The 23,817-nt window shown below is 67.3% G+C and carries 20 protein-coding genes and 1 pseudogene; 8 read left to right on the forward strand and 13 right to left on the reverse strand.

Annotated elements, in window-relative coordinates; translation table 11 throughout:
* Positions 1 to 534: 534 nt before the first annotated feature.
* The 4 genes from ACWDKQ_RS27885 to ACWDKQ_RS27900 all read right to left on the reverse strand — a co-directional run bounded on the left by ACWDKQ_RS27885 (position 535) and on the right by ACWDKQ_RS27900 (position 6,111).
* Positions 535 to 3,036, reverse strand: coding sequence for an ATP-binding cassette domain-containing protein (locus ACWDKQ_RS27885; RefSeq protein ID WP_450141738.1), 2,502 nt, complete (start codon positions 3,034 to 3,036; stop codon positions 535 to 537).
* 61 nt (positions 3,037 to 3,097) lie between these two features.
* Positions 3,098 to 4,252: a substrate-binding domain-containing protein gene (locus ACWDKQ_RS27890; RefSeq protein WP_450141739.1), complete on the reverse strand. Its 1,155-nt coding sequence runs from the start codon at positions 4,250 to 4,252 to the stop codon at positions 3,098 to 3,100.
* Positions 4,253 to 4,301: 49 nt separating this feature from the next.
* Positions 4,302 to 5,324, reverse strand: a complete 1,023-nt coding sequence (locus tag ACWDKQ_RS27895; RefSeq protein ID WP_450141740.1) for an ABC transporter permease — start codon at positions 5,322 to 5,324, stop codon at positions 4,302 to 4,304.
* Between the two features lie 31 nt (positions 5,325 to 5,355).
* Positions 5,356 to 6,111: an SDR family NAD(P)-dependent oxidoreductase gene (locus tag ACWDKQ_RS27900; RefSeq protein WP_450141741.1), complete on the reverse strand. Its 756-nt coding sequence runs from the start codon at positions 6,109 to 6,111 to the stop codon at positions 5,356 to 5,358.
* On the opposite strand from ACWDKQ_RS27900, the gene ACWDKQ_RS27905 reads away from it, so the two are divergent.
* The 6 genes and pseudogenes from ACWDKQ_RS27905 to ACWDKQ_RS27930 all read left to right on the forward strand — a co-directional run.
* Positions 6,089 to 7,165 (forward strand): carbon-nitrogen hydrolase family protein, encoded by a 1,077-nt coding sequence (locus ACWDKQ_RS27905; RefSeq protein ID WP_450141742.1) that lies wholly within the window; start codon positions 6,089 to 6,091, stop codon positions 7,163 to 7,165. The two genes, ACWDKQ_RS27900 and ACWDKQ_RS27905, sit on opposite strands and share 23 nt — an antisense overlap.
* Before the next feature lie 15 nt (positions 7,166 to 7,180).
* Complete coding sequence (locus ACWDKQ_RS27910; RefSeq protein ID WP_450141743.1) at positions 7,181 to 8,155, forward strand: cyclase family protein; 975 nt, start codon at positions 7,181 to 7,183, stop codon at positions 8,153 to 8,155.
* 40 nt (positions 8,156 to 8,195) lie between these two features.
* Entirely contained in the window at positions 8,196 to 9,899 is a 1,704-nt protein-coding gene (locus ACWDKQ_RS27915) for a dihydroxy-acid dehydratase (RefSeq protein ID WP_450141744.1), read from the forward strand.
* 103 nt (positions 9,900 to 10,002) lie between these two features.
* Positions 10,003 to 10,713: a GntR family transcriptional regulator gene (locus tag ACWDKQ_RS27920; RefSeq protein WP_450141745.1), complete on the forward strand. Its 711-nt coding sequence runs from the start codon at positions 10,003 to 10,005 to the stop codon at positions 10,711 to 10,713.
* A gap of 394 nt (positions 10,714 to 11,107) precedes the next feature.
* On the forward strand, positions 11,108 to 12,088 hold the full coding sequence (locus ACWDKQ_RS27925) for a tetratricopeptide repeat protein (RefSeq protein ID WP_450141746.1): 981 nt from the start codon (positions 11,108 to 11,110) through the stop codon (positions 12,086 to 12,088).
* Positions 12,045 to 12,236, forward strand: a pseudogene (locus ACWDKQ_RS27930) (hypothetical protein); the annotation flags it as partial. The gene ACWDKQ_RS27925 and the pseudogene ACWDKQ_RS27930, both read left to right, overlap by 44 nt.
* On the opposite strand, the gene ACWDKQ_RS27935 reads toward ACWDKQ_RS27930, so the two are convergent.
* The 9 genes from ACWDKQ_RS27935 to ACWDKQ_RS27975 are packed head-to-tail and all read right to left on the reverse strand — an operon-like array spanning position 12,177 to position 21,737.
* The gene (locus tag ACWDKQ_RS27935; protein ID WP_450141757.1) at positions 12,177 to 12,305 is read right to left on the reverse strand and encodes a hypothetical protein; all 129 of its coding nucleotides are present in this window, start codon (positions 12,303 to 12,305) and stop codon (positions 12,177 to 12,179) included. The pseudogene ACWDKQ_RS27930 and the gene ACWDKQ_RS27935 overlap by 60 nt on opposite strands.
* A gap of 60 nt (positions 12,306 to 12,365) precedes the next feature.
* Positions 12,366 to 13,433 carry an ABC transporter substrate-binding protein gene (locus ACWDKQ_RS27940; protein ID WP_450141747.1) on the reverse strand — a complete coding sequence of 356 codons (1,068 nt, stop codon included), beginning with the start codon at positions 13,431 to 13,433 and terminating at the stop codon, positions 12,366 to 12,368.
* A gap of 5 nt (positions 13,434 to 13,438) precedes the next feature.
* The gene (locus tag ACWDKQ_RS27945; RefSeq protein ID WP_450141748.1) at positions 13,439 to 14,530 is read right to left on the reverse strand and encodes an ABC transporter ATP-binding protein; all 1,092 of its coding nucleotides are present in this window, start codon (positions 14,528 to 14,530) and stop codon (positions 13,439 to 13,441) included.
* Complete coding sequence (locus tag ACWDKQ_RS27950; protein WP_450141749.1) at positions 14,527 to 16,305, reverse strand: ABC transporter permease subunit; 1,779 nt, start codon at positions 16,303 to 16,305, stop codon at positions 14,527 to 14,529. The genes ACWDKQ_RS27945 and ACWDKQ_RS27950 overlap by 4 nt, the downstream gene beginning before the upstream one ends.
* Positions 16,302 to 17,906, reverse strand: coding sequence for an amidohydrolase (locus ACWDKQ_RS27955; protein ID WP_450141750.1), 1,605 nt, complete (start codon positions 17,904 to 17,906; stop codon positions 16,302 to 16,304). Before ACWDKQ_RS27955 ends, ACWDKQ_RS27950 begins: the two co-directional genes overlap by 4 nt.
* A 14-nt stretch (positions 17,907 to 17,920) precedes the next feature.
* Positions 17,921 to 19,369, reverse strand: a complete 1,449-nt coding sequence (locus tag ACWDKQ_RS27960) for an aldehyde dehydrogenase family protein (protein WP_450141751.1) — start codon at positions 19,367 to 19,369, stop codon at positions 17,921 to 17,923.
* A complete protein-coding gene (locus tag ACWDKQ_RS27965) occupies positions 19,366 to 19,746 on the reverse strand; it encodes a cupin domain-containing protein (protein WP_450141752.1) in 381 nt (126 codons plus the stop codon). The genes ACWDKQ_RS27960 and ACWDKQ_RS27965 overlap by 4 nt, the downstream gene beginning before the upstream one ends.
* 26 nt (positions 19,747 to 19,772) lie before the next feature.
* Positions 19,773 to 21,356, reverse strand: coding sequence for a phytoene desaturase family protein (locus ACWDKQ_RS27970; RefSeq protein WP_450141753.1), 1,584 nt, complete (start codon positions 21,354 to 21,356; stop codon positions 19,773 to 19,775).
* A 9-nt stretch (positions 21,357 to 21,365) separates the two neighbouring features.
* A complete protein-coding gene (locus ACWDKQ_RS27975; RefSeq protein ID WP_450141756.1) occupies positions 21,366 to 21,737 on the reverse strand; it encodes a nuclear transport factor 2 family protein in 372 nt (123 codons plus the stop codon).
* An 82-nt stretch (positions 21,738 to 21,819) separates the two neighbouring features.
* Here ACWDKQ_RS27975 and ACWDKQ_RS27980 point away from each other — a divergent pair, with 82 nt between their 5' ends.
* A complete protein-coding gene (locus tag ACWDKQ_RS27980) occupies positions 21,820 to 22,959 on the forward strand; it encodes a PLP-dependent cysteine synthase family protein (protein WP_450141754.1) in 1,140 nt (379 codons plus the stop codon).
* Complete coding sequence (locus tag ACWDKQ_RS27985) at positions 22,949 to 23,701, forward strand: IclR family transcriptional regulator (protein WP_450141755.1); 753 nt, start codon at positions 22,949 to 22,951, stop codon at positions 23,699 to 23,701. The genes ACWDKQ_RS27980 and ACWDKQ_RS27985 overlap by 11 nt, the downstream gene beginning before the upstream one ends.
* The last annotated feature ends 116 nt before the right edge of the window (positions 23,702 to 23,817 follow it).

Raw genomic sequence — 23,817 nt, forward strand, 5'->3', positions numbered from 1 at the left:
CTGGGAGCGCCGCGACGACATCCACGAGGCGTTCCTCGGCCTGGCCACCTGCATAATCTGCTACCGACACATCAAAATTCTTTGTTAGGAACTCTAAGTCTTCGTTCCCTCGACTGCCCGCAGCCAAGTCGAATGCGAACGCGGAGCCGCTCCCGGTGGTATTCCACCGGCTGCAACAGATTCCGTCGCCGCATCGCCCGCTCCATCGAAACCGGCATCCGGCACGTCGTTGTCCGCTTCCTTGGTTCCTGGCCTTCGACAAGCCAGAAGCCCAGACGCGGCAACGGCGTGCCCCATCCCCGGGACGAAAACCCCGGAACATGCCACCCACGGATCAGTTACAAGAGCCCTTTTCGTCGTGATTCTGCCGATCTAGCAACCGTGGCCGCGGCTGTTGGCGTTGCTCGGAGAGTTCGCGACGGGGTTGGCTTTGTCGATGATCTGAGCCGCGAATTGCTATGCGGCGTTCCCGAAATCCGCGCATTTCGCCGCCCGCCCTCGTGCCGGTGATGAAGCCGCCATTTCCCGAACTGCTCAGCTGGACGGTGCGCAACGCTTGGTGCGGTGTTGTACTTGGGCGAACAGTCCGGTCGCGACCAGCGCCATCAGTCCAGGAAGCCAGTACTGCCAAGCCTGGGAGAGACCGGCGAACGAGGCGGTGTTCTGTGTCACCTGAAGCAGCAGGACCCCGAAGAGAACTCCGATGAAGCTTCCGCGTCCGCCGAAAATGGAAGCACCACCAAGGACCACCGCGGTGATGCTCGCGAGAGTGTAGGAGATACCGGCCGTCGGGTCACCGATGCCGGTCTGTGCCGCCAGCAGGAACGCGCCGAACAGCGTGCACATCGAACCCGCCACGTAAGCCAGGACGTAGACGCGAGTGACGGGGATGCCTCGCTTGTACGCGGCCTGGTCAGCGGAACCAGTGCCACGCAGGCACAAACCGGCCATCGTGCGGCGCGACGCGAGTTCGAGAACGACCAGAATTACCACCCCGGCGATCACCGGCCACGGGACGGGGCCGATCTTGACCTTGAGCAGCGAGGTTACCGGTTCGGCGATCAAGCCGCCGGGGACATCGCGCATGAACAGCGAAAAACCCTGCAGTGCCATATAGGTCACGAGTGTGGCCACCACAGGCGTGACGCGGGCGAACTTCACCAAGGAGCCGTTCACCAAGCCGATTCCACCGGCTACCAACACCATCATCACGAACCCCAGGACCCACCAGCCCATGGCGTAGTCGTCACTGACATAGAACGACGCGACGACGACGAGCGCTCCGCTCAGCGGCCCCACCGAGAGATCGATTCCGCCCGTCAACATCACGATCAGCTGGCCGGCGGACAGGAACAGCAGCGGGCCAAGGAGCTCCAGCATGCTGGCGATGTTGAAGCTGGACATAAACCGGTCGTTCTGGGCGGTCCCGACGATGGTCAGCGCGATGATGGCGGCGATCAGGAACGCGCTCGGTCCTTGCTCGCTGGACAGCAGCTTTCGCCACCGGCGTCCCGGTGCTTTCTCCCGCGACCCGGCCCGCTCTTCCCGTTCGGCGGACGAGCCGGTCAGTGCGGCCTCGGTGATCGCGTTATCGGTGATCGCATCGCCGACCAGTTCGGCGACCACCCGGCCCTTCGAGAAGACCAGGACGCGGTCGCAAAGTCCGGCGAGTTCCACGTTGTCGGAGCTGAGCACGACGACGGGCACGCCGCCCTCCGCCGTGTCCCGCAGCCGGTGGTAGATGTCCGAGCGGACGCCGACGTCGATGCCCTGGGTGGGTTCATCGCACAGCAGGACCTTCGGATCGGACAGCAGCGAACGGCCCAGCACCACCTTTTGCTGGTTGCCTCCCGAAAGCGTTCCGACGGCGACGTCCGGGGACGCGAGCTTCACGCCGAGCTCGACTACTTCCCTTTCGACGAGCTGATCTTCGCGTTGGATGGCGATGATTCCGGCGCGCGATGTCCGGTCGGTCGCCGCGACGGCCAGGTTCTCGCGGACGGAGTGAATGGTCGCGACACCTTCGACATGACGTTCCTGGGGCATGAGCACGACACCCGACTCGCGCGCCCGGCGAGGGCTCGACACGTCAACCGGTCGGCCTTCGATCAGTACCCGCCCTCGGCTCGGCGCGGCACCGCCCAGTGCCCGGATGAATTCGCGCTGCCCATTGCCCTCGACGCCGGCGAGACCGAGGATCTCCCGCCGGGCCAAGGCGACGCTCACCCCGCCCAGTCGATCGGATGTCAGGTCCCGCACCTGCAGGACCGGTTCGCCCGGATCGACAGCGCGATCGGGGAACAGCGAGGTGACCTCCCGCCCGGCGACGCGCGTGATGACGTCCTGTTCGCTCACCTCGGCCCGGTTGAAGGTGCCGCGTATCTGGCCGTCGCGGAGCACCGTGATGCGGTCGGCGAGGGCGAACACGTCGGGCAGTCGATGGCTGATGTACACGACGGCGACACCGCGGGCGGCGAGCTCACGAATCCGCTCGAACAGCCGCTCTGTCTCGGCGGACATGAACGGTTCGGTCGGCTCGTCGAAGATGACGACGCTCGGGTCGCACGCGAGTGCGCCGCAGATCTCGACCGCCTGCTTCTCGGCGAGGGTGAGCGCGCGAACCGGGGCGGTGGCATCGATCGGCATGCCCATCGCCCGCAACTTCTCCGTCGCCCATCGCCTCGCTTCGCCGAAGGGCGGACGCTTCGCCGCGGGCACCGACAGCATGAGGTTCTCCGTCACCGTGAGATCCGGGAGCAGTGTCGGGTGCTGAAAGGCGATCGCGAGGCCCTGCTCGCGCGCGGCCACCGGCGAGATCTCGGCCAGCGGTTGGCCCGCGATCGCGATTTGCCCACTGTCCGGTTTCACCGCGCCCGAAGCGACTGCCATGAGGGTCGACTTGCCCGCGCCATTGCCGCCGACGAGCGCGTGGATCTCACCCGCCTGGACCTCGAAGTCGACCCCGTCCAAGGCGAGTACACCGGGAAAACGTTTCGTCACACCGCGCATCACCAGGCGGGCGCTCGATTCATCCATCGGGTGAGTCCCTTCCGGTGCTGGTCCGCGGTCGCCGACCACGGACCAGCGCACAGATCGATCAGTTGTAGATGCTCTTGAGCTTCTCGGGCGCGAGTTCGGCCGAGAGGATGGCGCTGGTCGGCAGCGCCGACTCGCACTTCGGTTGCTTGCCGCTGTCGAAACTGTCTTCGTAGATCGGGATGTTGATGATGTCCGGCTCGTCGTTGTTGATGCCCTCCTTCGCGGCGACGGCTTTGCGCAGCGCGAGGCGGACGAGCCAGGTCCGGCTCGAGACGGTCACGAGATTGAAGTCGGGCTGCTGTGCCTTGGCCTTCTGCCATTCGCACGCCAGGCCGTTGTTGTCGTTAGCCGTCCACAGCGGAAGCTTGCGGCCGGCCGATTCGAAGGCGCGAACGCCGCCGACCGAGCCGTCGCCCGAGTCCGAGATGATCGCGTCGATCTGGTTGTACTTGGTCAGCAGGCCCGCGACGACCCGCTGCGTCTGGGCCGGGTTCCAGTTCGTGTCGATCGGCTTGCCCGGTTCGTTCAGCAACTTGGCGTTCTTGCAGGCCGGGTTGCTCGTGAACTCGTCCTGGATGCCTTTGATCTCAGTGGTGCTCTGGGTGTTGCCCGGCGTGCCGCCCAGGAACAGGACGTTGCCACCGGCGTCCCCCAGGTGCTCGCAGGTCCAGCGGGCCCAGGTGTGCCCGTCGTTAATCGTGTTGTGGCCGACGAACGTGGTGTAGTCAGTACCGGCGGTGCCGCCCGGGTTGGCGGTCCACGGCACGATCGCTACGCCGTTTTGGAACGCCTCCCGCAGCGTTGGCAGGAGCGCTTGGCCCGCGTCGGGGAACACGACGATGGCGTCGGCGCCCTGCGCGACGAGCGCCTTGATGTCGCTGATCGCCTTTTGCGGATTGTTCTGGGCGTCGGAATACGGCATGACGGTGAGGTTCGGGCACTTGCTAGCCTCATCCTCGAACTCGGCCCGTGCCGTCTTGCGCCAGGCGTTGTCCCCAGTACCGTCGGCCAGTGCGACCTTCAGCGGTTTGGTGCCGCAGAACTCGTTGATCGATTTGAGTTGGGAGACTTCACCGGTCTTGCCTTTGTCGCTGTAGACCTCGTTGACGTTCGAGGTGGAACCGCCCTTCGGGCTCGCGCATCCGGTGACGGCTATGAGCGCCGCGACGACGATCGACCCGCCTGCCAGCACAGGGCGTCGTTTGTTGACCATTGTCACTCCATTGTGAGGGTTACTGGATGTGGTGGGAAATGCATGCCGACTACCGAGACGTAGCCCGGTTCCCGCTCAACCGACGGGGGATCGCGCTCAGCGGCACGCGGCGCAAGACAACGGCCAGGGCGAGCACGGCCGCTTGCACGAGCAGTTGAATCGAGGTCGCGGCACCGGCGGCGAGCACGACCTGGTTGAGCTGGGTCAAAAACAGTGCCGCCACGCCGGTGGCGACCGCGCTGCTCATGCCGCCGGTGAGCAGGCTTCCTCCGAGGACGACCGCGGCAATGGACGACAGCTGGTAGGTGTTGCCGAGCAGGATGTCGGGCGTACGCAGGTACGCCGCCAGCAGAAGTCCCGCCAACGCGTACAAGAGCCCGCCTATGGCGTAGGCGGACACCTGGTATCCCTCCGCTCGGATGCCGAGCAACCGTGCGGCGGCCGGGTTGGCGCCCACGCTCAGGAAACGCCGCCCGAGCACGGAGCGCCGCCGGAGCCACTGGGTGATGGCGACCAGAATCGCGGCGACGATCAGCAGGTTGGGCACCGCCCACAGGGAACCGGTCGCGAACGCGCTGACGGCCGGGTTCGCGGACGCCGGAAATCCCTTCGATACCTCTAGCACGACACCGATGAGGATCGTGTTCATGGCTAGGGTCGCCACGAACGCGGCGATCCCGAACCGCACCACCAGCACGCCGATGACCAGTCCGCCGGCCGCCCCGGCGAGCAGCCCGAGTACCGCCGAGACGGCCAGCGGAAGTCCGGTCAGCTCGGGCACCTTGGTGGCGAACAGGGCCGCCAGCGCCATCGCGCCCGGCACGGAGAGATCGATGCCGCGCTGAGTGACCACGAAGGCTTGTCCGAGCGCGGCGAGGACCAGGATCGAGGCGAAGGGAAGCATCGAGCTCAACGCGGACCCGGAAAGGCTGCCAGGCGCGATCAGTGGGCTGATCGCGAACAGCACCGCGGTCATCGCCCACACCGGCACGAACGGACCGCGGGGCAGCCTCAGTCGTGGCCGCCGGGCGTGCGCGGCCCGTTGCACGGATTCGTGTAGGCCGAGGGACATCGCTAATCCTTTCTGTTGGGCCGGAAGGCGGTCACACAGCGGTGTAGCCGCCGTCGACGGGCACATCGGCGCCGGTGATGAAGCTCGCCTGGGGACTCAGCAGGAACACGATGACCGAGGCGATCTCGGCGACGTCCGCGATCCGCCGTAGCGGATGGGATTCGACGAGCTCACGTTCGGCTGCCGCCGGATCTCGTTGCGCAGCAAGGTAGGTGCGCAGCTGGTCGGTCCGCACCGAACCCGGGCTCACCACGTTGCAGCGGACTTTCTGGCGCGCGTAGTCGGCGGCGATCTGACGGCTCAGCTGGAGCACCGCGCCCTTGGACGCGCAGTATGCGGGCTGGTTGCGCAGCCCCACTCTCCCCGAGATCGACGAAAGGTTGACGATGGAGCCGCCCGATCCCTGCCTGACTAGAGCCCGGACAACATGTTTGCAGGTGAGAAAGGTTCCCGTCGCGTTCACACTGAGCACCCGCGTCCAGTCCGCGAGCGTGGTCTCGGTGAGGGGACGCGAGACCATCGTGGCGGCGCAGTTGACCAGGCCGTCGATCCTTCCCCACTCGTCGAGTGCCGCGTCGACAGCGCCCTCGACCGCGGCCTCGTCGGTGACGTCGGCAAGTTCGGCGCGCGCCTGCAGCCCTTCGGATCGCAGCTCGGCCGCTAGTCGTTCGATGCCCGCCGCGTTCCGATCGACCAGCAAGACGGGTTTACCGGTGGAGGCGATGGACCGCGCCACCGCGGCCCCGATTCCGCTGGCGGCGCCGGTGACCACGGCCGCGTTACTCATCGGTATGTCCCTCGATCCCGTCTTTCGGCGAATTTGTCCAGCCGGTAGATCCCTGACCTGCGTCAATGACTTCCAGAATGCCGATGAGAGTGACACGCTGCATGCAGCATGTCAAGACTTGATATGCAGCATGCGGCGTGCCAATATCGGCTGGAGTGGAGTAATGAAGGGCGGTGTTCTGGGCTTGAGTCGGACGGACGCAGCGGTACGGATCGCGGTTGCCCAACTACCTTCGGCGGGACCGCAGGTCGACGTCAACCTCGGTGCCACGATCGACGCGATCGAACTGGCGGGGGCGGCGGGCAATGATCTCGTCGTGTTTCCGGAATGCACGCTCAGCGGTTACATGTTCGCCTCGCGCGCGGAGGCCGAACAGGTGGCCATCGGCCTGGGCGACCAGCGGATCGAGCACCTCGTGCAGGCATGCCGCCGTGCGTCGACCGTCGCGGTGGTCGGGTTTCTCGAAACCGACGGCGACGCGCTCTACAACTGTGCGGTGACGCTTGGACCCGACGGCGTGCTCGGGACCTATCGCAAGCAGCACCTGCCCTACCTCGGCGCCGATCGCTTCGTCGAGCCAGGTCGCGGTGAGGCCCCCCGCGTCGTGACAACCCCGATCGGGCGCATCGGCGTGATGATCTGCTTCGACCTACGCTTTCCCGAATCGGCGCGGGTGCTCGCCCTGCAGGGAGCGGACGTAATCGCGATGCCGACCGCCTGGCCGCAGGACGCCGTGTTTCTAGCCGACCACGTCACCAGGGTCCGCGCGCTGGAGAATCTCGTCTACCTCGCGGTCGCTGACCGAGCTGGCGACGAGAACGGCACGGCTTTCCTAGGCCAGAGCCAAGTGGTTTCGCCCGCCGGAGAGGTGTTGATCAACGCCGGAAATGATCACGGAGTCTTCGGCACCGAGGTGGACCTCGCCCAAGCGCGCCGGAAGAAGCTCGTGATGATTCCCGGCGAATACGAGCTCGGAATCTTCGCGGAGCGCAAACCCGCTCAGTACACGGAGATCACGCGTCCCGTCGATTCGTCGACCCGCGAGGCACGGTAGGAAAGGAGATTGGTCGTGTGTGGGCCTGAGCTGATCACCGAGGCGACGCGCCGCAAGATCGCGGCGTACGCCGCCGAGTTCCGGAAAGTGACCAAGAGCCCGTTCGGCGCCGATGACGAGATCGGCATGCTCAACCTACTGTCGCCGGAATCGGCGCGTGAGGTGATCCGGCGGGCGGATGGCGGTGCCGCGATCGACTTGTCCGTCGACATGTTCGTGGGCATGCCATCGTGGGTAAAGGCTGGGGACCCGGCGTTCCAGCAGTGGATGACCCACACGCCCGAGGGCACGATCCTCGACGACCTGACCGGGGCCGGGGATGCGCAAAACCGGCTGGTGTCCTATTCCGGCGACGCGGTGTCGATGTACACCCACACCGGAACGCATATCGACACGCTCAATCATTTCGGCTACCACGGCGAAATATGGAACGGGTTCTCCGCGGCGCAGCATCTGAGCTCGCGGCATTGGACCAAGTGCGGCGCTGACAAGATCCCACCCCTTATCGGCCGCGGCGTGCTCTTCGACGTGGCCGGACTGCACGGGGTGGATGTGCTCCCCGCCAATTACGGGATCGGTGCCGAGGACCTGCGCGCTGCGCTGAAACGGCAGGGCACCACGTTCTTGCCCGGGGACATCGCACTGGTCAGGACCGGACGGATGACCCAATGGCCGGATCCGGCGCGCTATATCGACAACAGCCCGGGGCTGAACCTGGACGGCGCACGGTTCCTGGCCAGGGCCGGGGCTGCGTTAATCGGCGGCGATAACTCCGCGCTCGAGCAGATGCCGGCCGACGATCCCGAGAACTGGCAAGTGGTCCATACCTACCTTCTCGGGGAGGCCGGGGTGCCGATCATGGAGCTCGTCGACTGCGAACAGCTCGCCGCGGAGTCGCTCCACGAGTTCGCCTTCATCGGCGCCGGACTGAAGATCCGAGGCGCGACCGGCGCGCCGATGCGACCTATCGCGATGCCGCTGACCCGCTGAGCACCGCGACCCGTTATCCACAAGTGAGGCGAGTTCCACCATGTCTGAGAATGATTTGAATGATTTCACGTCCGCGGTCGACCAAAGCCGGACCTCGTACGGCGACGAGGGTTTCAGCCGGTTCCTGCGCCGCGCGTTTCTCGCCTCCCGCGGATACGACGATGTCGATCTCGACCGGCCCTTGATCGGGATCGCGGTGACCACGTCCGACTACAACACGTGTCACCGCGACATGCCGGCCCTCCTACAGGCGGTTCGGAGGGGGGTCCTCGAAGCCGGCGGACTCCCCATGGAATTTCCCACGATCTCGCTCGGCGAGATCCTCACCTCGCCGACCTCCATGCTGTTCCGGAACCTCATGGCGATGGACACCGAAGAGATGATCCAGGCGCTGCCGATGGACGCAGCCGTGCTGCTCGGCGGATGCGACAAGACCGTGCCGGCGCAGCTGATGGCTGCGGCGTCGTCGGACAAGCCGGTACTGCTGGAAGTCGTGGGGCCGATGATGACGGGCAGTTGGCGCGGGAAACGGCTGGGTGCCTGCACCGACTGCCGTCGGCTGTGGGCGAGCCACCGCGCGGGCGAGTTGGACACCGCGGAGATCACCGAGGCGCGCAGCGAACTGGTGACGACCGCAGGCACCTGTGCAGTCATGGGTACCGCATCGACGATGGCCTGCCTGACCGAGACACTCGGCATGATGCTCCCGGGCGGAGCCACCCCTGGTGCGTCCACCGGCGCACGGCTACGGCACGGCGTCGCCACCGGGCGGCGCGCCGTCGAACTGGCCCGGCAGGGCACGCCGAAACCACGTGACGTCCTCACCAGAGCCGCGTTCGAGAACGCCATCAAGGTCCTGGCCGCCCTCGGCGGTTCCACCAACGCGCTAGTCCACCTGATCGCCGTGGCTCGGCGAGCGGGTGTCGAGCTGTCGCTTGGCGACTTCGACATCATCGGCGCGAAGGTTCCGCTTCTCGTGGACTGCAAACCGTCCGGCGCCAACTACATGCCGGACTTCCATCAGTCCGGTGGGGTCTCGGCACTACTCAACGAGCTCGAACCGCACCTGGAAACGTCGACGGTCGGCGTCACCGGACGTTCCCTGGCCGAACTGCTAAGCGACGTCCGGCCCCACGACGACACGCAACACATCATCCGGCCGCTCGACGATCCGCTCGGTCCGCCCGGTGCGCTCGCGGTGCTGACCGGTTCGCTCTGCCCAGACGGAGCGGTGATCAAGACGTCGGCCGCGAGCCCGGAACTGCTGCAGCACACCGGCCCCGCCTTCGTCCTCGATGCCGGGCAGGACATCGCCGCGGTGCTCGACGACCCCGACCTTGACATCACCCCGGATCACGTACTGGTGCTACGCCTTGCCGGCCCGATCGCCGCCGGCATGCCCGAGGCCGGGGCGCCGCCGATTCCGGCGAAACTGGCGCGCCAGGGAGTTCGCGACATGGTCAGGGTTTCCGACGGGAGGATGAGCGGCACCTCCTACGGAACCGTGGTGCTGCACTGCGATCCCGAGGCCGCGGCAGGCGGGCCGCTTGCCGCGGTGCGCAACGGCGACCTCATCCGGCTGGACGTCCCGGCACGGCGGATCGACCTTCTCGTGGACGAGGACGAGCTGGCACGGCGTCTGCGGGAGTTCACGCCCGCGCCGCTGCCGGCTCGTGGCTGGCGGCGGCTCTACGCCGAGACGGTCCTACCGGCCAGCCAAGGCGCTGACCTGTCGTTCTTGTAGGCTGATCGAAAGGGGGTACGGGACCGATGGCACTTTTGACATGCTGGCGAAATAGCACTGGCAAAGCTGGTTCCTCGCTTGTCAACGGAAAGGGTAAGAACGAGTGAAACCACTGTTGGGCGATAACGCCTCCTTGACCGAGCGGGTTTTCGAACAGATCAGAACCGCCATCCTTTCCGGGGAATTGGCGCCCGGCTCGCTGTACTCGGTCGTGGACATCGCGAGCCAGTTAGGCGTGTCTCGCACGCCCGTGCGCGAGGCACTCCTGCAGTTCGCGGCCAACGGCATGGTCCGGTTCGAACGCAGCCGTGGCGTGCGCATCCTCGAACTGTCGGTCAAGGACATCGAGGAGATCTATTCGCTGCGGCTGCTACTCGAGGCGCCTTCGGCCTATCGCGCGGCGACGCAGATGAACGATCGCGATCGCGCGGTCTTCAAGAAGGCGTTCGCCGGAATGCGCAAGGCGAGCGACGCCGGCGACGAACGCCTCTTTCAGAAGCACGATATGGTCTTTCACGAGACAATTGTCCGCGCGGCGGGCAACGAGCGAGTCGTCAAAGTGGTGGCCAACACACGCTCGCAGATGCACGCACTGGGCCTTTCCACGATCAAGACGCGAACGCTCGCCGACATCCTCGCCGCCCACGAAAAGATTTACGACGCCGTTCTCGCCAACGACGCGTCCGGTGCCGGCGAGGCGGTGCAGGACCATCTCATCGGCACGCTTAAGGTGCTGGTGCAACAGTCGCTCGACTCCACCGAGGCCGGCGAGGACTATCAGCCCCCGGTAGCGCGGTTGAAATTGCTTCCTTAGGAGTGATTGAACTCCAGATGCCCTCTTGGGCTGAGACCATTGATCTTGTTGAAGGTTTCTTTCGGCCTTGCGAGAGGGCATCTCTGGAGTTCGATCTCCTCATAGTGCGCGCGGCTGGGCACGGTGTTTGATGATCCGAATCTCGCGCCGCCGAGCAGAGCAGGTCGATCTCGTTGCGGGAGTCAAGCACGATCCGGCCCCAACCCGCACTCGGCCGCGAGGTCCGCGACCGGTTTCACGTTGCCGAGCACCACGATTCGCCGCGTCGCTGATGCGCGCGTGGCCACGCCGATCAAGCGGTACAGGGGGTGCTTGGAAGTTCGACGTGGCAACGGTCCTCCCAGCGAGAGGGAAAGTCAGGTGAATGCCCCATCAGCCCGAGCCGGTGCGGCGGATGAGGCAGAGCCGGGTCGCCCACCGGTTCGGGGAAAAACGCTGCTGGCAGCTGGCATTCGTGCTGCGCGGGTTCTTCTTCGAGGCGAAGTTGTGGGATCCGTGGATCTCGACCCACCGCCGTGCGCGGGAATCCGCCGCGCGGCTGGACGACCGATGTGCGTTGGCGGGCACGAACTCGCACCTCGGCGTGGCGCTCGCCGATCGCGGAGATCTCGCCGGTGCCGCGGAGTGCTACCGGGATGCGCCGGAGCTGTACAGGGAACTCGGCGACGAGCCCGGCGAGATCACCGTGCGGGCCAATCGCGGATGGGTCGAGCACTACCGGGGCGAACACGACTCGGCGTTGCGGAACCTGAGCGCCGCGCTCGAGCACTACGAGGGGGACGGCAACACCCGCAACGCCGCGATCGCACGGCGGGGGATCGCCTTGGCGCTCACCGCGCTGGAACGGTTCCCTGAGGCGGTCGAGGCCGCTGAGCGGGCGTTGGCGGAGGCCGAGGAATCCGACCTCGAAGCGGATGCGGTGCGCGCGCTGAACTGCCTCGGGTGGATCCACTTCGAAGCGGACGAGCACCGGTTGACGACTGCGGCCTGCCAGTGCGCCGCCGACCGGGCCGGGGCGGAGTCGGCTTACTACGAGCAAGCACGTGCCTTCACCGGCCTGGGAAACCTGGCCGCGCTTGCCGACGGGGCCAAGAGGCCGAAGCGCTGTGGCTGCGCGCCGACGAGGTGCACCGTGGCCTCGAACCGGCGATGGTCGCCGAAGCCCGCGTCCGCTCCCGGCTCCGCGCCGCCGGAGGTACCCCGGTTCGGCGTGCTTGAGCGTTGTTCGGTGCGGGCCAGGTTCGGTCGCGCCCACCTCCCCGCAGGTGGCGGGCGCGAAGCGGACCGTGTTCTGGAGACACCCTGGCGGGGCGAGGAGAAAGGCGTTCCCGATGGCGTGGAGCACGCGTCACGGAACTGGCGGGCACGACGGTGAAGGCCGTCCGCCCGCGGGCGAACGGCTACAAAGGCAGATCAAGCACCTGCTCCGGCTGCTGCGGATTCGCTGGAGGATCCGGAGCACCTCAACCGGCAGGCCCCTGTTCACCGGCGACGCCTGGGCGCGGGTCGTGGCCGTGGTGCTGGCGGCCCTGAACGCCGTGGCGCAGCTGGCTTACCTGTCCGTATACCCGGGTGTCGTGCGTGGTCGTCATCTGGGCCGTCATCGTCCACGGCACGGAGCTCCAGCGCCAGGACGCGTGGTGGCCTGCGGCTCAGGACGTGAGCCAGCCCTGGAACTTGGTGGACACGGTCTTGTAGTTGTCCGCCCACCAGGACGCGTTGAGGTAGAAGCTGGTGCCCACGGTTTCGGCGGTGCCCGGCAGGTCTTTCGCGTCGGCCGCCGGGATTTGGGCGAGGGCGGCCTTAGACGTGGGCGTGTAGCCGAGGGCACGTATGATCCGCAGCTGTGTATCCGGTTCGAGTGAATACTGGACCGCCCTCATCGCGGCGTCGCGGCCGGCGCCGCCGCGGAGCACCACCAGTTGTTCCACGTCGACCATCGCCTGGTTCCACGTGTATTCCAGTTTGACCCCGCTTTTGATGATCGTCTTCACGCGCGACAAGTTCAGGTCCGCGGTGACCAGTTCGCCGGTGGACACGGCGTTGGTGAGCGAGTTGTTGTCCAGGAACACCGCGTTCGGCTTGATCCGGTCAAGGCTGCGGAAGGCCCGGTCGACGTCGAGCGGGTAGAGACGGTCCATCGCCACGCCGTCCGCCAGCAGCGCGATTTCCAGGGTGAACCACGGCAGTCGCTGGAAACCGCGCTTGCCAGGGAACTTCCGCACGTCCCAGACGTCGGCCCACGAGTTCATCTGGCCGGACACCATCGAGGCGTTCCAGAAGATGTTGTGGCTGAACTGGTAGTACGGAATGCTGTACTCGGTGATCAGGCTGGGGTTGACCACGTCATCGTGGGTCACCACGGTCCGGTCGAGCTTCTCCAGCACGCCGCTGGCGCGCAGCTGGGCGAGCGCCGGGCCTTGCGCGTCAGCGATGTCGTCCTGTGAACGGCCCGCGGCGGCCAGCGAAATCAGTTTCGTGACGTCGTTGGCGTCCGCGGTGTACTTGACGCCGATCCCTGTCGACTGGGTAAAGGGGTCGAACATCGCCGACTTGATACCGTCCTGGTAGGAACCGCCGTACCCGGCGTAGACCAGCTCGCTCGACGCGCCGCCACCACCACCGCAGGCGGACAGGAAGCCGGCGCCGAACACCGTGCCGGAGGCCATAGCCCCCAGGCGCAGGAAGTGTCGGCGCCCGATCGGCTCGTGTGTGCTCATTTCCGTTACTCCTTCTCCGACCTAGGCATGACACGAATTGACCCGGCTGGCAGCTCGACGCCGACGCGCCGGCCAGGTTCCCAGACCGTGTGACTCCCGTTGTGGCTGACCGAGCACCGGAGCCTCCCGGCTCCGGGCACGTCAACCTCGTACTGGCTGCTACCGCCGAGATAGACGGCCTCGTGGACGACACCGGCGAACGTTGCCGGGCGATCGCTGATCTGGATTCGCTCCGGCCGGACCAGCACGACGCCGTCCGCGCCCTCGGCCAGCCCGTGGGCCGGCACGGAAAGCACGACGTCTCCCACACTGACGTGACCGTCGTCCACGATCCGGGCGGGGATGGTGTTGTTGTCGCCGAGGAAGTCGGCGACGAAGATCGACACCGGGGTCTCGTACAGTTCCGCGGGTGTACCGACCTGTTCGATCCGGCCCTGCCGCATAATCGCGACGCGGTCCGACATGGACATGGCCTCGTCCTGGTCGTGCGTCACGTAGACCGCCGTCAGCCCGAGTTCCCGTTGCAGGCTCCGGATTTGCAGCTGTAGCTGCAGGCGCAGCTTGCGATCCAGCGCACCGAGCGGTTCGTCCATCAGCAACACCGGCGGGTTGAACACGACCGCGCGCGCGACCGCAACGCGTTGCTGCTGACCACCCGAAAGCTGCCCTGGATAGCTGTCCGCCCACTGTTGCAACCGGACCAGCTTAAGCGCCTCGCTGACCCGGCGGGCGATCTCCGGACGCCGCAGCCGCCGCATCTCCAGCGGGAAAGCCAGGTTCTGGTACACGGTCAGATGCGGGAACAGCGCGTAGTTCTGGAACACCATGCCGATGTCGCGATGGGTCGGCGGGACGTTTGCGACGTCGCGGCCGTCGATGAACACGCCGCCATCGGAGGGTTGCACGAACCCGGCGAGCATCATCAGCGTCGTTGTCTTGCCGCAGCCCGACGGGCCGAGCAGGGTGAAGAACTCGCCCGCCGGAATGTCCAGGTCGATCCCGTCGACCGCCCGTGCGTCGGCGTACTCCTTGGTCAGCCCGCGCAGGCTCACTGAGCCGCGCCGGGTCGTCGTCGCTCTGGTGACCGCGCTCGTCATTTCTTCCTGCCCTTCCGGGAGCCCAAAGCGGCCAGCAGGGGCGCCAGTCCGACGCCGGCCCCGGCCAGTGCCATGATCACGACCGCGGCCGCGGCGATCGTCGGGTCGCTCTGGATCGTCAGCGAGTCATACATCTGAACCGGTAGCGTGCTGACCCGCACGCCGCTGAGGAAGATCGCTACTGACGTCTCGTCGAACGAGGTGATGAACGCGAGGAACAGGGCGACCACAATGGACGGCCGCAGCAGCGGCACCAGCACCCGGGTCAGCCGCTTCCATGGCCGGGCACCGAGGCTCGCCGCGGCCTGTTCGAGTTTCGGGTCGAGTTTGCGCGCGCTCGCCAGCACGACGATGAACACGAACGGGATGGCAAGCACGGTGTGGGCGAGAATCAGTCCGGTGCGGCTGTCGGTTAGATACAGCGGGAGGAATGCGACGAACATCGCCGCCGCCGCGACCACCGTGGGAAACAGCAGCGGTACCAGCATGAGCGTGTTGGTCAGCCCGCCGAGTCTGCTCAGGCCACTGCGCGCCACGCCGAGGGCGGCCAGCGTGCCCAGCGTGGTGGCGAGCACAGCGGCCACGGCCGCGACCTGAAGCGACGTGACGATCGGTTCACTCCACGCCGCATCGGCGAGGTTGCGGTACCACTGGAGCGACCAGCCGGGCGGCGGCACCACCATCGCGCGTGACGACGACAGTGACACCGGGATCGCGATGAACTGGGGCAGCAGGAGCAGCAGCCCGACCACGAGGCTGTACGCCTTGAGCAGCCAGCCCGCGCGCGAGATCCCGCTGGTGTCCAGCGGCCGGACCAGCACGGCCAGCATCCGCGTGAGCACGCCCGCCGAGGTCCGGCCGGCAACGGTGGCGCCGGACTGGGCCGCGTTGCGCGGCGCGGCAAGGGTTTCCAGAGAACCGCCGAAGCGCCATTTGTACAGCGCCACGACACCCAGCACGCACAGCGCGAGGAGGGTGGCGGCGGCCGCGGCGAAACCGTAGTCCGCTCGCTGCGCGATCGCCGCCTGGATCGTCACGCCGAGCATCGCTCCGGAGTTGCCGCCGAGGATGGCTGGGATCACGAACGCGCCGACGCCGTAGACGAAGCACAGCACGACCCCGGCTTCGATCCCCGGTTTGGTCTGCGGCAGGTAGATCCGTATGAACGCCGTGGCGGGCGCGGCCCCGAGGCTCTGCGCGGCGGGCACGAGGTTTGCCGGGACATGCCGCATCACGCTGGTCAGCGGCAGGATCATCAGCGGGAGCATGTAGTGCGTCAGCCCGACCGCGACGGCGAACGGGCTGAACAGCAGGTCGTGCGTGCCCAGGCCGAGCGCCTCGGTCAGCTTGTTCACCAGTCCCTGGCGGCCGAGAATCACCTGCCAGGCGAAGCTGCGCACCAGCACACTCGTGACGTACGGGGTGATCACGCAGAACATCAGGAACTTCCGCCACCCCGGCCCGGCGGTGACCATGACGTGCGCCAGCGGATACCCGAGCAGCAGGCTCAGTGCGGTGGCCATCGCGGAGATCCCGATGGTGCGCAGAATCGTCCAGACATACCCGAAGTTCTCGAACACCGCACCGTAGTTGTGCAGCCCGACAGTGGGGTCGGTGAAGCTCCTGACCAGCAGCACGGCGAGCGGCACGACGTACACGACCACGATGAACAGGGCTGCCGGGACGCACAACCACAGCGAGCTCCCGCACAGCGTTCGGCCGAGGCCCGGCTTCGTGGCGAGCGGAACCTCCGGCAGTGCGGCCCGGGTGGTCATCGCGAGTAGACCTTCCGGCCGCCCAGCCACGTCGCCTCGACGGTGATCGCACCCAAGTCCGGCGCGGTCAACGGGTCCGCCCCGGTGACGACGAAGTCGGCGTGCTTGCCGATTTCGATCGAGCCGATCTCGTTCTCGCGGCCGAGTGAATAGGCCGCCCATCGGGTGTACATCGCGATCGCCTCGTCGACCGTGATTGCCTCCTGCGGGTCGAGTACCACCCCGTCCTGGCTGCGGCGCGAGATCGCGGCCTGCATCGCGGGGAAAGGGTGATGCTGGTCGGGGGTGATGCCGATGGCGTCGGAGTTGCCCGGGACGGGCAGCCCAGCGTCGATCAATGTGCGGAACGGCATCACCGGGCCGATCCGGTCCCGCCCGAGGTGCTTGACGTAGCCGGGGGCGGTAGTGAGCAGGAACGCCGGCTGTGGAACCGGGACGATCCCGGCCCGGGCGAGTCGCTTGACCCGCTCGCTGGTCATGAACATGTTGCCGGCATGCTCGATCCGGTGTCGCAGCACGCCGTGCCGGGCTTCGGGCAGCGCTTCAACGGCGTCGATCGCCTGGTCGAGCGCGCGGTCGCCGATGGCGTGCATGGCGATCTGCAGGTCGGCGTCGTCGACGATGCGGACGATTTCGCGAACCTCCTCGTCTGTGAAGGCCAGTTCGCCACGATAGCCGGGCTGACCGGGGTAGTCGTCGTGGAGCGCGGCCGCGCCCGCGGTGAGCCCACCGTCGAGGAAGATCTTGACGCCGTTGAGCCGCAGGCGTGCCGGATCGGCGTTGGCGAAGTGCGCGCCGAGCCGACCCGATGTAATGTCCTCTTTGGACAGTATGGTGGGCAGCTTCGGATAGACGGCGGTGCGGAGCAGGAGATCGTCTTCGAGCGTGAGCAGCGCGTCGAGGCCCTCGGTGTGCAGCAGGATGTCGCCCAGCGCGGTGACCCCGACGCTGAGATAACGCTGCTGTGCCCGCTTGATACCGTCGACGAGAGCTCCGAGGGGCGGCTGGGGCCCGCCGAGAGCGGCGAACATGTCGTAGGTGCGCCCGGTCGCGGTGCCGTCCGTGTCCCGCTCGATCCGACCGCCTGGCGCGTCCGGGGTGTGATCGTCGACGCCGAGCACGCGCAGCGCTCGGGAGTTGAAGACGTTGAGGTGGTAGCTGGCGCGGTACATGACCGGGTGGTTCACGCTGACCTGGTCGAGGTCGTGCCGGTCGGGATACCGTCCTTCGGTGAGTTTGAGGTGCTGGTAGTGCTCGCCCTGCCCGAGCACCCACTCTCCGGCGGGGGTCTTGTTCGCCTTGTCCCGCAACACGTCCACGATCGCCGCGACCGAGGAAACTCGGCCGGCGCGGCAGTCCTCCGCGATCTCCCACGCGTACGCGAGCAGTTCCAGATGTGAGTGGGCGTCGATGAGTCCAGGTAGGACAGTCGCGCCGTGGAGATCGACGATCTCGGGGTCGCCGGGCACGCGTAGCACGCTCTCCCGGTCACCGACCGAGACCACGACGCCGTCGCAGAAGCGGAAGGCGTCCGCGATCGTGCGCCGGTCGTCCATTGTGACCACCCGTGCATTGACGACGCATACATCGTTGTCGGGCAAGGTGCTCTCCTCTGTTATCCTAAGTGGACCGTCTTGAGTTCGAGGAACTCCTCGATCCCGGCCCGGCCGCGCTCGCGACCGAGCCCGCTTGCCTTGGCCCCGCCGAAGGGCAGTTGCGGTTCGCTGATCAGCGCGCGGTTCACCGCGACCGAGCCGACCACCAACCGGCGTGCGACGGCGAGCGCCCGCTGGCGGTCACGCGTGAAGACGTACCCGGCGAGGCCGTATTCGGTCGCATTGGCCAGCCGGATGGCATCCTCTTCGTTCCGGCAACCGACGACAGCCAGCGCGGGCCCGAAAATCTCCTCTCTGAACACCGCGGGCGGAGCGTCCCCGGGGGCGGCGATCAAGGCAGGCTCGAGGAACGCGCTCACGGCGTTCTCGCTTGACCGCCGGCCGCCGGTGACCAGCTTGCCGCCTTGGTCGACGGCGGCGGCAAGCTGATCTTCGAGCCGTGTGACAGCGGCCAGGTCGATCAGCGGTCCGAGGTTCGTGCCTGCCTCGCGTGGGTTGCCCACGCGCAGGGTTTCCGTGTGCTCGCGGAGCTTTTCGACCAGAATGTCGAAGACCGGCTCGACGGCGTAGACGCGGTTGGCGGCCATGCAAGCCTGGCCCGCGTTCAAAAACCTCGCCCGGACGAGCTGGGCGGCGGTGAGGTCGAGATCGGCGTCCGCCAGCACCACAGCGGGCGAGTTCCCCCCGAGTTCGAGCAGGACGCGTTTGATCGTACCGGCTGCGGCCCGCATGATCCCTTCGCCGACCATGCGCGAGCCGGTGAAACTCACGCACGCGATCTCGGGCGCGCCCAGCAGCACGTCACCGACTTGCTCGGGTCGGCTGGCGGTCACGACGTTCCAGACCCCGGCAGGCAGCCCGGACCGCTCGAACACCCCGGCGAGAGCGAGCGCGGTCAACGGGGTCTGTTCCGCGGGCTTGTGCACCACGGTGCATCCGGCGGCGATGGCGGCGCCGACCTTGCACGCCACCAGGAATGCCGGGAAATTCCACGGTGTGATAGCAGCGACGACCCCGACCGGTTCGCGTAGCACGGCCGCGTCGCGATCGCCGGTGATCCCCGGCCAGTACTCACCGTGTAGCCGCAGGGTTTCGTGGCTGAACCATTCGAAGAAGCGGATCGTGTTGGCCGCCTCGCCGCGGGCCTCGGCGAGCGGCTTGCCGGTCTCCGCGCAGATCAGCTCCGCGAGCTCGCCGGCAACCTCGCGCAACCCGTTCACGCAGCGCCGCAGCACCTCGAACCGTTGCCAGCACGGCATCGACGCCCAGCTGGGCAATGCGTCCGACGCCGCGACGATCGCGGTCTCGATGTCCGCAGTGGACGACTCAGCGACTCGGGCGAGGTGTTCGCCGGTCGCGGGTTCGAACACGTCGAAACAGTCGCCATCGGGTGCGCTGCCCACGAGACGCTCGACGGCGGCACGGCCGGGGGGCGTGGTGGTACTCATGGCAACCGGTACTCCTCGTCCGCGACACCCGGTCCCCACTGGACGTCTCCGAAGTGGACGGCAAGCTGGATCAGCTGGCTGTCCGGCGCGGCACCGTGCCAGTGCTCCACGCCGGGCTCGGTCCAGCACACGTCGCCAGGACCGAGCGTCGCAGTTTCCCCGTCGCGCTCCTGAATCCAACCCTGCCCGGCGATCGTGTACAGCAACTGTCCACCTTGGTGCCGGTGCCAGTGCGTGCGGGAGCCGGGCGCGAAATACATGGTAAGTGCGCGGGTTCCGGCCTCGTTGAGCACGATATCTGACCAGACCTGGCCGGTGGTCGTCGACGACCGCAGCCCGGTTTCCCTGCCATGCGGGATGCCGCGTCCGATGTGCATGTCGCTTGTCTCCCTCTACAGTGGACTCAGGCATCGGCGAGCATGTGCCGGGCGGCGTTGTAGCCGGTGACGCCGCTCATGAAGTTCCCGGGCCAGGTGCCGACCCCGCACAGGTACAGGCCGGGGACGGGGGTGCGCGATCCGGCGCAGCCGGGCATCGGCCGGGAGTCGAAGATGTGGCCGGGCACGATATCCCCGTGCGCGCCGTTGCCTTCCGGAAGCGCGAACTCTCGCTCCAGGTCGAGCGGGGAATACACGTGGTAGTCCGCCAGCACCTGCGACAGGTTCGGAATGTGCTCCTCCAGCGTCGCGACGACGGCCTTGCCCAGGTCGTCCTTCTGCTCGTCCCACGTGCCGTGCGCCAGGTGGTATGGCACGCCACGGACGCTGAGGCTGACGAAATGGCAGCCCGGCGGGGTGAGTGACGGGTCGTGCGCCGAGTCGATGATCCCGGTGATCGTCGGGCGGTCGGTCCACCTCCCGGCCACCGCCTCGGAATAGGCGTGCTGCAACACCTCCAGGCTCGGTGCGACGCGGAAGTTGGTTCCCAAGAACAGTTCGTTCTCCTCGGCGGAGGTCGCGGCCGCGAACCGGGGGGTGCCGTCGAGCGCCAGGTGCACCTTCGCCGACGAGCCCTTCACCGAGATCGCCTCGGCCTGCAGGTAGAGCTCCTCGCCCAGATCCGCCGGGCCGAGCAGCCGGGTCAGCGTCAGTTTGGCGCTGGCGTTGGACAACACGCGCCGTGCCCGGAACTCGGTCCCGTCCGCGAGCACCACGCCCATCGCCCGCCCGTTCTCGCACAGCACCTTCGTAACCTCGGCGCCGGTGCGGATCTCCACCCCGAGGGCACGGCAGGACGCCGCCATCGCACCGGTGACCGCGCCGATCCCGCCGAGGGGCGCGCCGTTGCGCATCATCAGGTCGTTGTCGTCCTGGGTGCCGGCGCGGCGCATCGACTCCTCCCACAGCGGACGCTGCAGGAGCAAATATGCGCTGCCAGGGGTGCGCGGGCCGACGAGGTTGGTCGCCACCGCGGTCCCGGCGAAGAACGCTTGCAGCTCAGGGGAGTCGAGGTGCTCTTCGAGGATGTCGGCGACGGATCCGAACATTACCTGCTCGAACGCCCGCTGCTGCGCGGGCGTCCGGAACCGTGCGGACACGGCCGCGAAACTGGGGGGCGGATCGTAGAACGACACGTCCATCTGCCGCGCCACCGTGCGGAAGAAGTCGAGCACGCCGTAGAAGCCGTCGGGATCACGCTCGCTGCGGGCGAACTTCACGATCTCGGCGTGCCGCCGCTCGCGGTCGCGCCACGGCGCCAGCGCGCGTCCGTCGGAGAACATCGTGAGTGAACCGAGTTCAGGGTGCCGGAACCGCAGCCCGAACCGGGCCAGTTCCATGTCCCGGATTATCTGCGGGTCGAGGCTGTGACTGGCGTTTGCCACGCTGCTGCCGCGGTAGCCCGGAAAGATCTCCTCGGTGACACAGGTGCCGCCGACCAGGTCCCGCCGCTCCAGCATCAGCACCCGCCATCCGGCACGGGCGAGGTAGAAGGCACCGATGAGTCCACTGTGGCCAGTTCCTATCACGATCGCGTCGTAGTTTCGCACGAGTGACCCCTAGCCGAACGGCCGAATGGTGCGCGAGGAGATCCGCCACCCGTCGGCGCAGCGGCGAACCGTGTCGCGGTACTCGGCGGCGGCGACCCCGGTCTGGCGGAGCGTCAGCGCCTTGGACACGCAAGCGGCCTCGTTCGGCCCGGCCGGAGTGACGACCACATTGGTGATGTGGTGGCTCAGCGCGGGCGTCGCGATGGCCTTGAACGCCTCGATCAGCGCGGGCAGGCCCTCCGCGGTGAGTCGACCGGGGTTGTCGAACCGGATCTCGGGTGCGAACACGTCGCCGAGCCGGTCGTAGTCGTGCGCGTCGAGGACGTACGCGACCGAGGAGAGCAGCTGGTGGATCTGCGCTTGGTCGTCGGGCGAGAGCATGCCGGGCAACTGGGGTTCCTCCGGATCCGGACAACTTCCATCTGGTGGTTGTATCGCTTCCGCTTGGCAGTAGTATGAGCATGTGGTCAAACCGAAGTCAAGCCATCTCGCACGCCCAATAGACCGGGTTTCCGAGCGCCGAGCCTGGATCGCCGAGGCGGTCCGCAGAGTCGAGGCGGACGCCAACCGCAGCGCGGACACCCACCTACATGTCTTCGAGCTCCCAGGCATGCCCGAGGTGGACCTGTACCTGAAGGACGAGTCGGTGCATCCGACCGGCAGTCTCAAGCACCGGCTCGCCCGGTCGCTGTTCCTGTACGCCCTGTGCAACGGCTGGCTCGGACCTGGCACCACCGTAGTCGAGGCTTCCAGCGGATCGACCGCGGTCAGCGAGGCGTATTTCGCGCGGCTGCTAAGTCTGCCGTTCGTGGCGGTGATGCCCGCAGCCACCAGCCGCGAGAAGATCTCGCTGATCGAGTCCTTCGGGGGGCAGTGCCACTTCGTGGAACAGTCTGCGGAAGTCTACGAGGAGGCGCGGCGACTAGCACGCGAGAAGGGCGGCCACTATCTCGACCAATTCACGCACGCCGAGCGGGCGACGGACTGGCGCGGCAACAACAACATCGCTGAGTCGATCTTCGCGCAGTTGGCTGCGGAACGACATCCGATCCCGTCCTGGATCGTACTGAGCGCGGGCACCGGTGGTTCGTGCGCCACCATCGGCCGCTATCTGCGGTACCGGCGGCACCCCACGCACATGCTCGTCGCCGATCCCGAGAATTCCGTATTCATCGACAGCTGGCTTCGTGACGATCCGACGGTGCGGACCGACGCATCCTCGCGTATCGAAGGGATCGGCCGCCCGCGGGTCGAGCCATCGTTCGTCCCCGGTGTCGTTGACGACATGCTCCGGGTGCCGGACGGGGCTTCGATCGCCGCCATGCGCTGGGCTTCAAATCGGCTCAACCGCCGGGTCGGCGCGTCGACCGGCACCAACGTCTGGGCGGCGCTGCACGTGGCCCGGCTGATGGCGGAGAGGGGGGAGCGGGGCAGTATCGTCACCCTGCTCTGCGACGGCGGCGAGCGGTACGCCAGCACGTATTTCGACGACGGCTGGCTGCGGGCGCGCGGCATCGACTTCGCGCCGTACGCGGAGGTGCTGGAGAACTACGAGCTGACCGGTAGGTTCCGTCCGGAGGAGTGTGTCTGCAATGGACAGTAGTAGCGGTGCGAACGGGGGGGTCCGGTCGGTAACGCGGGCGCTGTCGCTGCTGTCCGCGGTCGCCCGCGGGCCGAAGACGCTCACCGCGCTGGCCGGGCATTCCGGAGTGAGCCTCAGCACGGCATCCCGCCTGCTCGGTACCTTGAAAGCCACCGGCTATGTCAGCCAGGACACCGACGGGGCCTACATTCCCGGCCCCGAGCTGACCGCGATGATCTCCGCGACGGACCTGTGGGCCGGCATCCGGTCGATCGCCGCTGACACCGTGCGGGACCTGCACGCGAGATCGGACGAGACGAGCGCGTTCTTCGTCCGCGCGGGCGACGACCGGCTGTGCATCGAGTCCGCGGAATCCAGCAAGCTGGTCCGGCGGGTCTGCCTGCCCGGCGAACGGGGCCCGGTTTACCTTGGCGCGGCAGGAAAGGCGTTGCTGGCCTTCAACAACGCCGAAAACCAGCCCGTCGGCCTGCCTGCCGGCACGGACGGCTTCGCCCTGTCGGGCGGCCAATACCGGACACTGGACGCGCTTCGGGCCGAGTGCGCCGAGGTCAGGGCGCGGGGTTATGCCTACAGCGCTCGCGAATCGACGAATGAGTCCTGGTCCGTGGCCGCGCCGGTGTACCGGCAGCGCACCCTCGTCGGCGTGCTGTCGGTCGTCATCCCCCTGACCCGCTCCGACGAGGACTACGTCCAACGGCTCATCCAGCTCACCTGCGAGGTCGCCACCGACCGGAGCGGGTGAGCATTTTGCCGGCTACCGCGCCGCGGTGGCGGGCCGGGGGGGGGGGGGCGGGGCGGGGGCCGCGGGGGCGGGGGGGGCGCGGGGGGGGGCGGGCGGGGGGGGCGGCCCCGCCGGCC

This window comes from Saccharopolyspora sp. NPDC000995 (assembly GCF_053599315.1).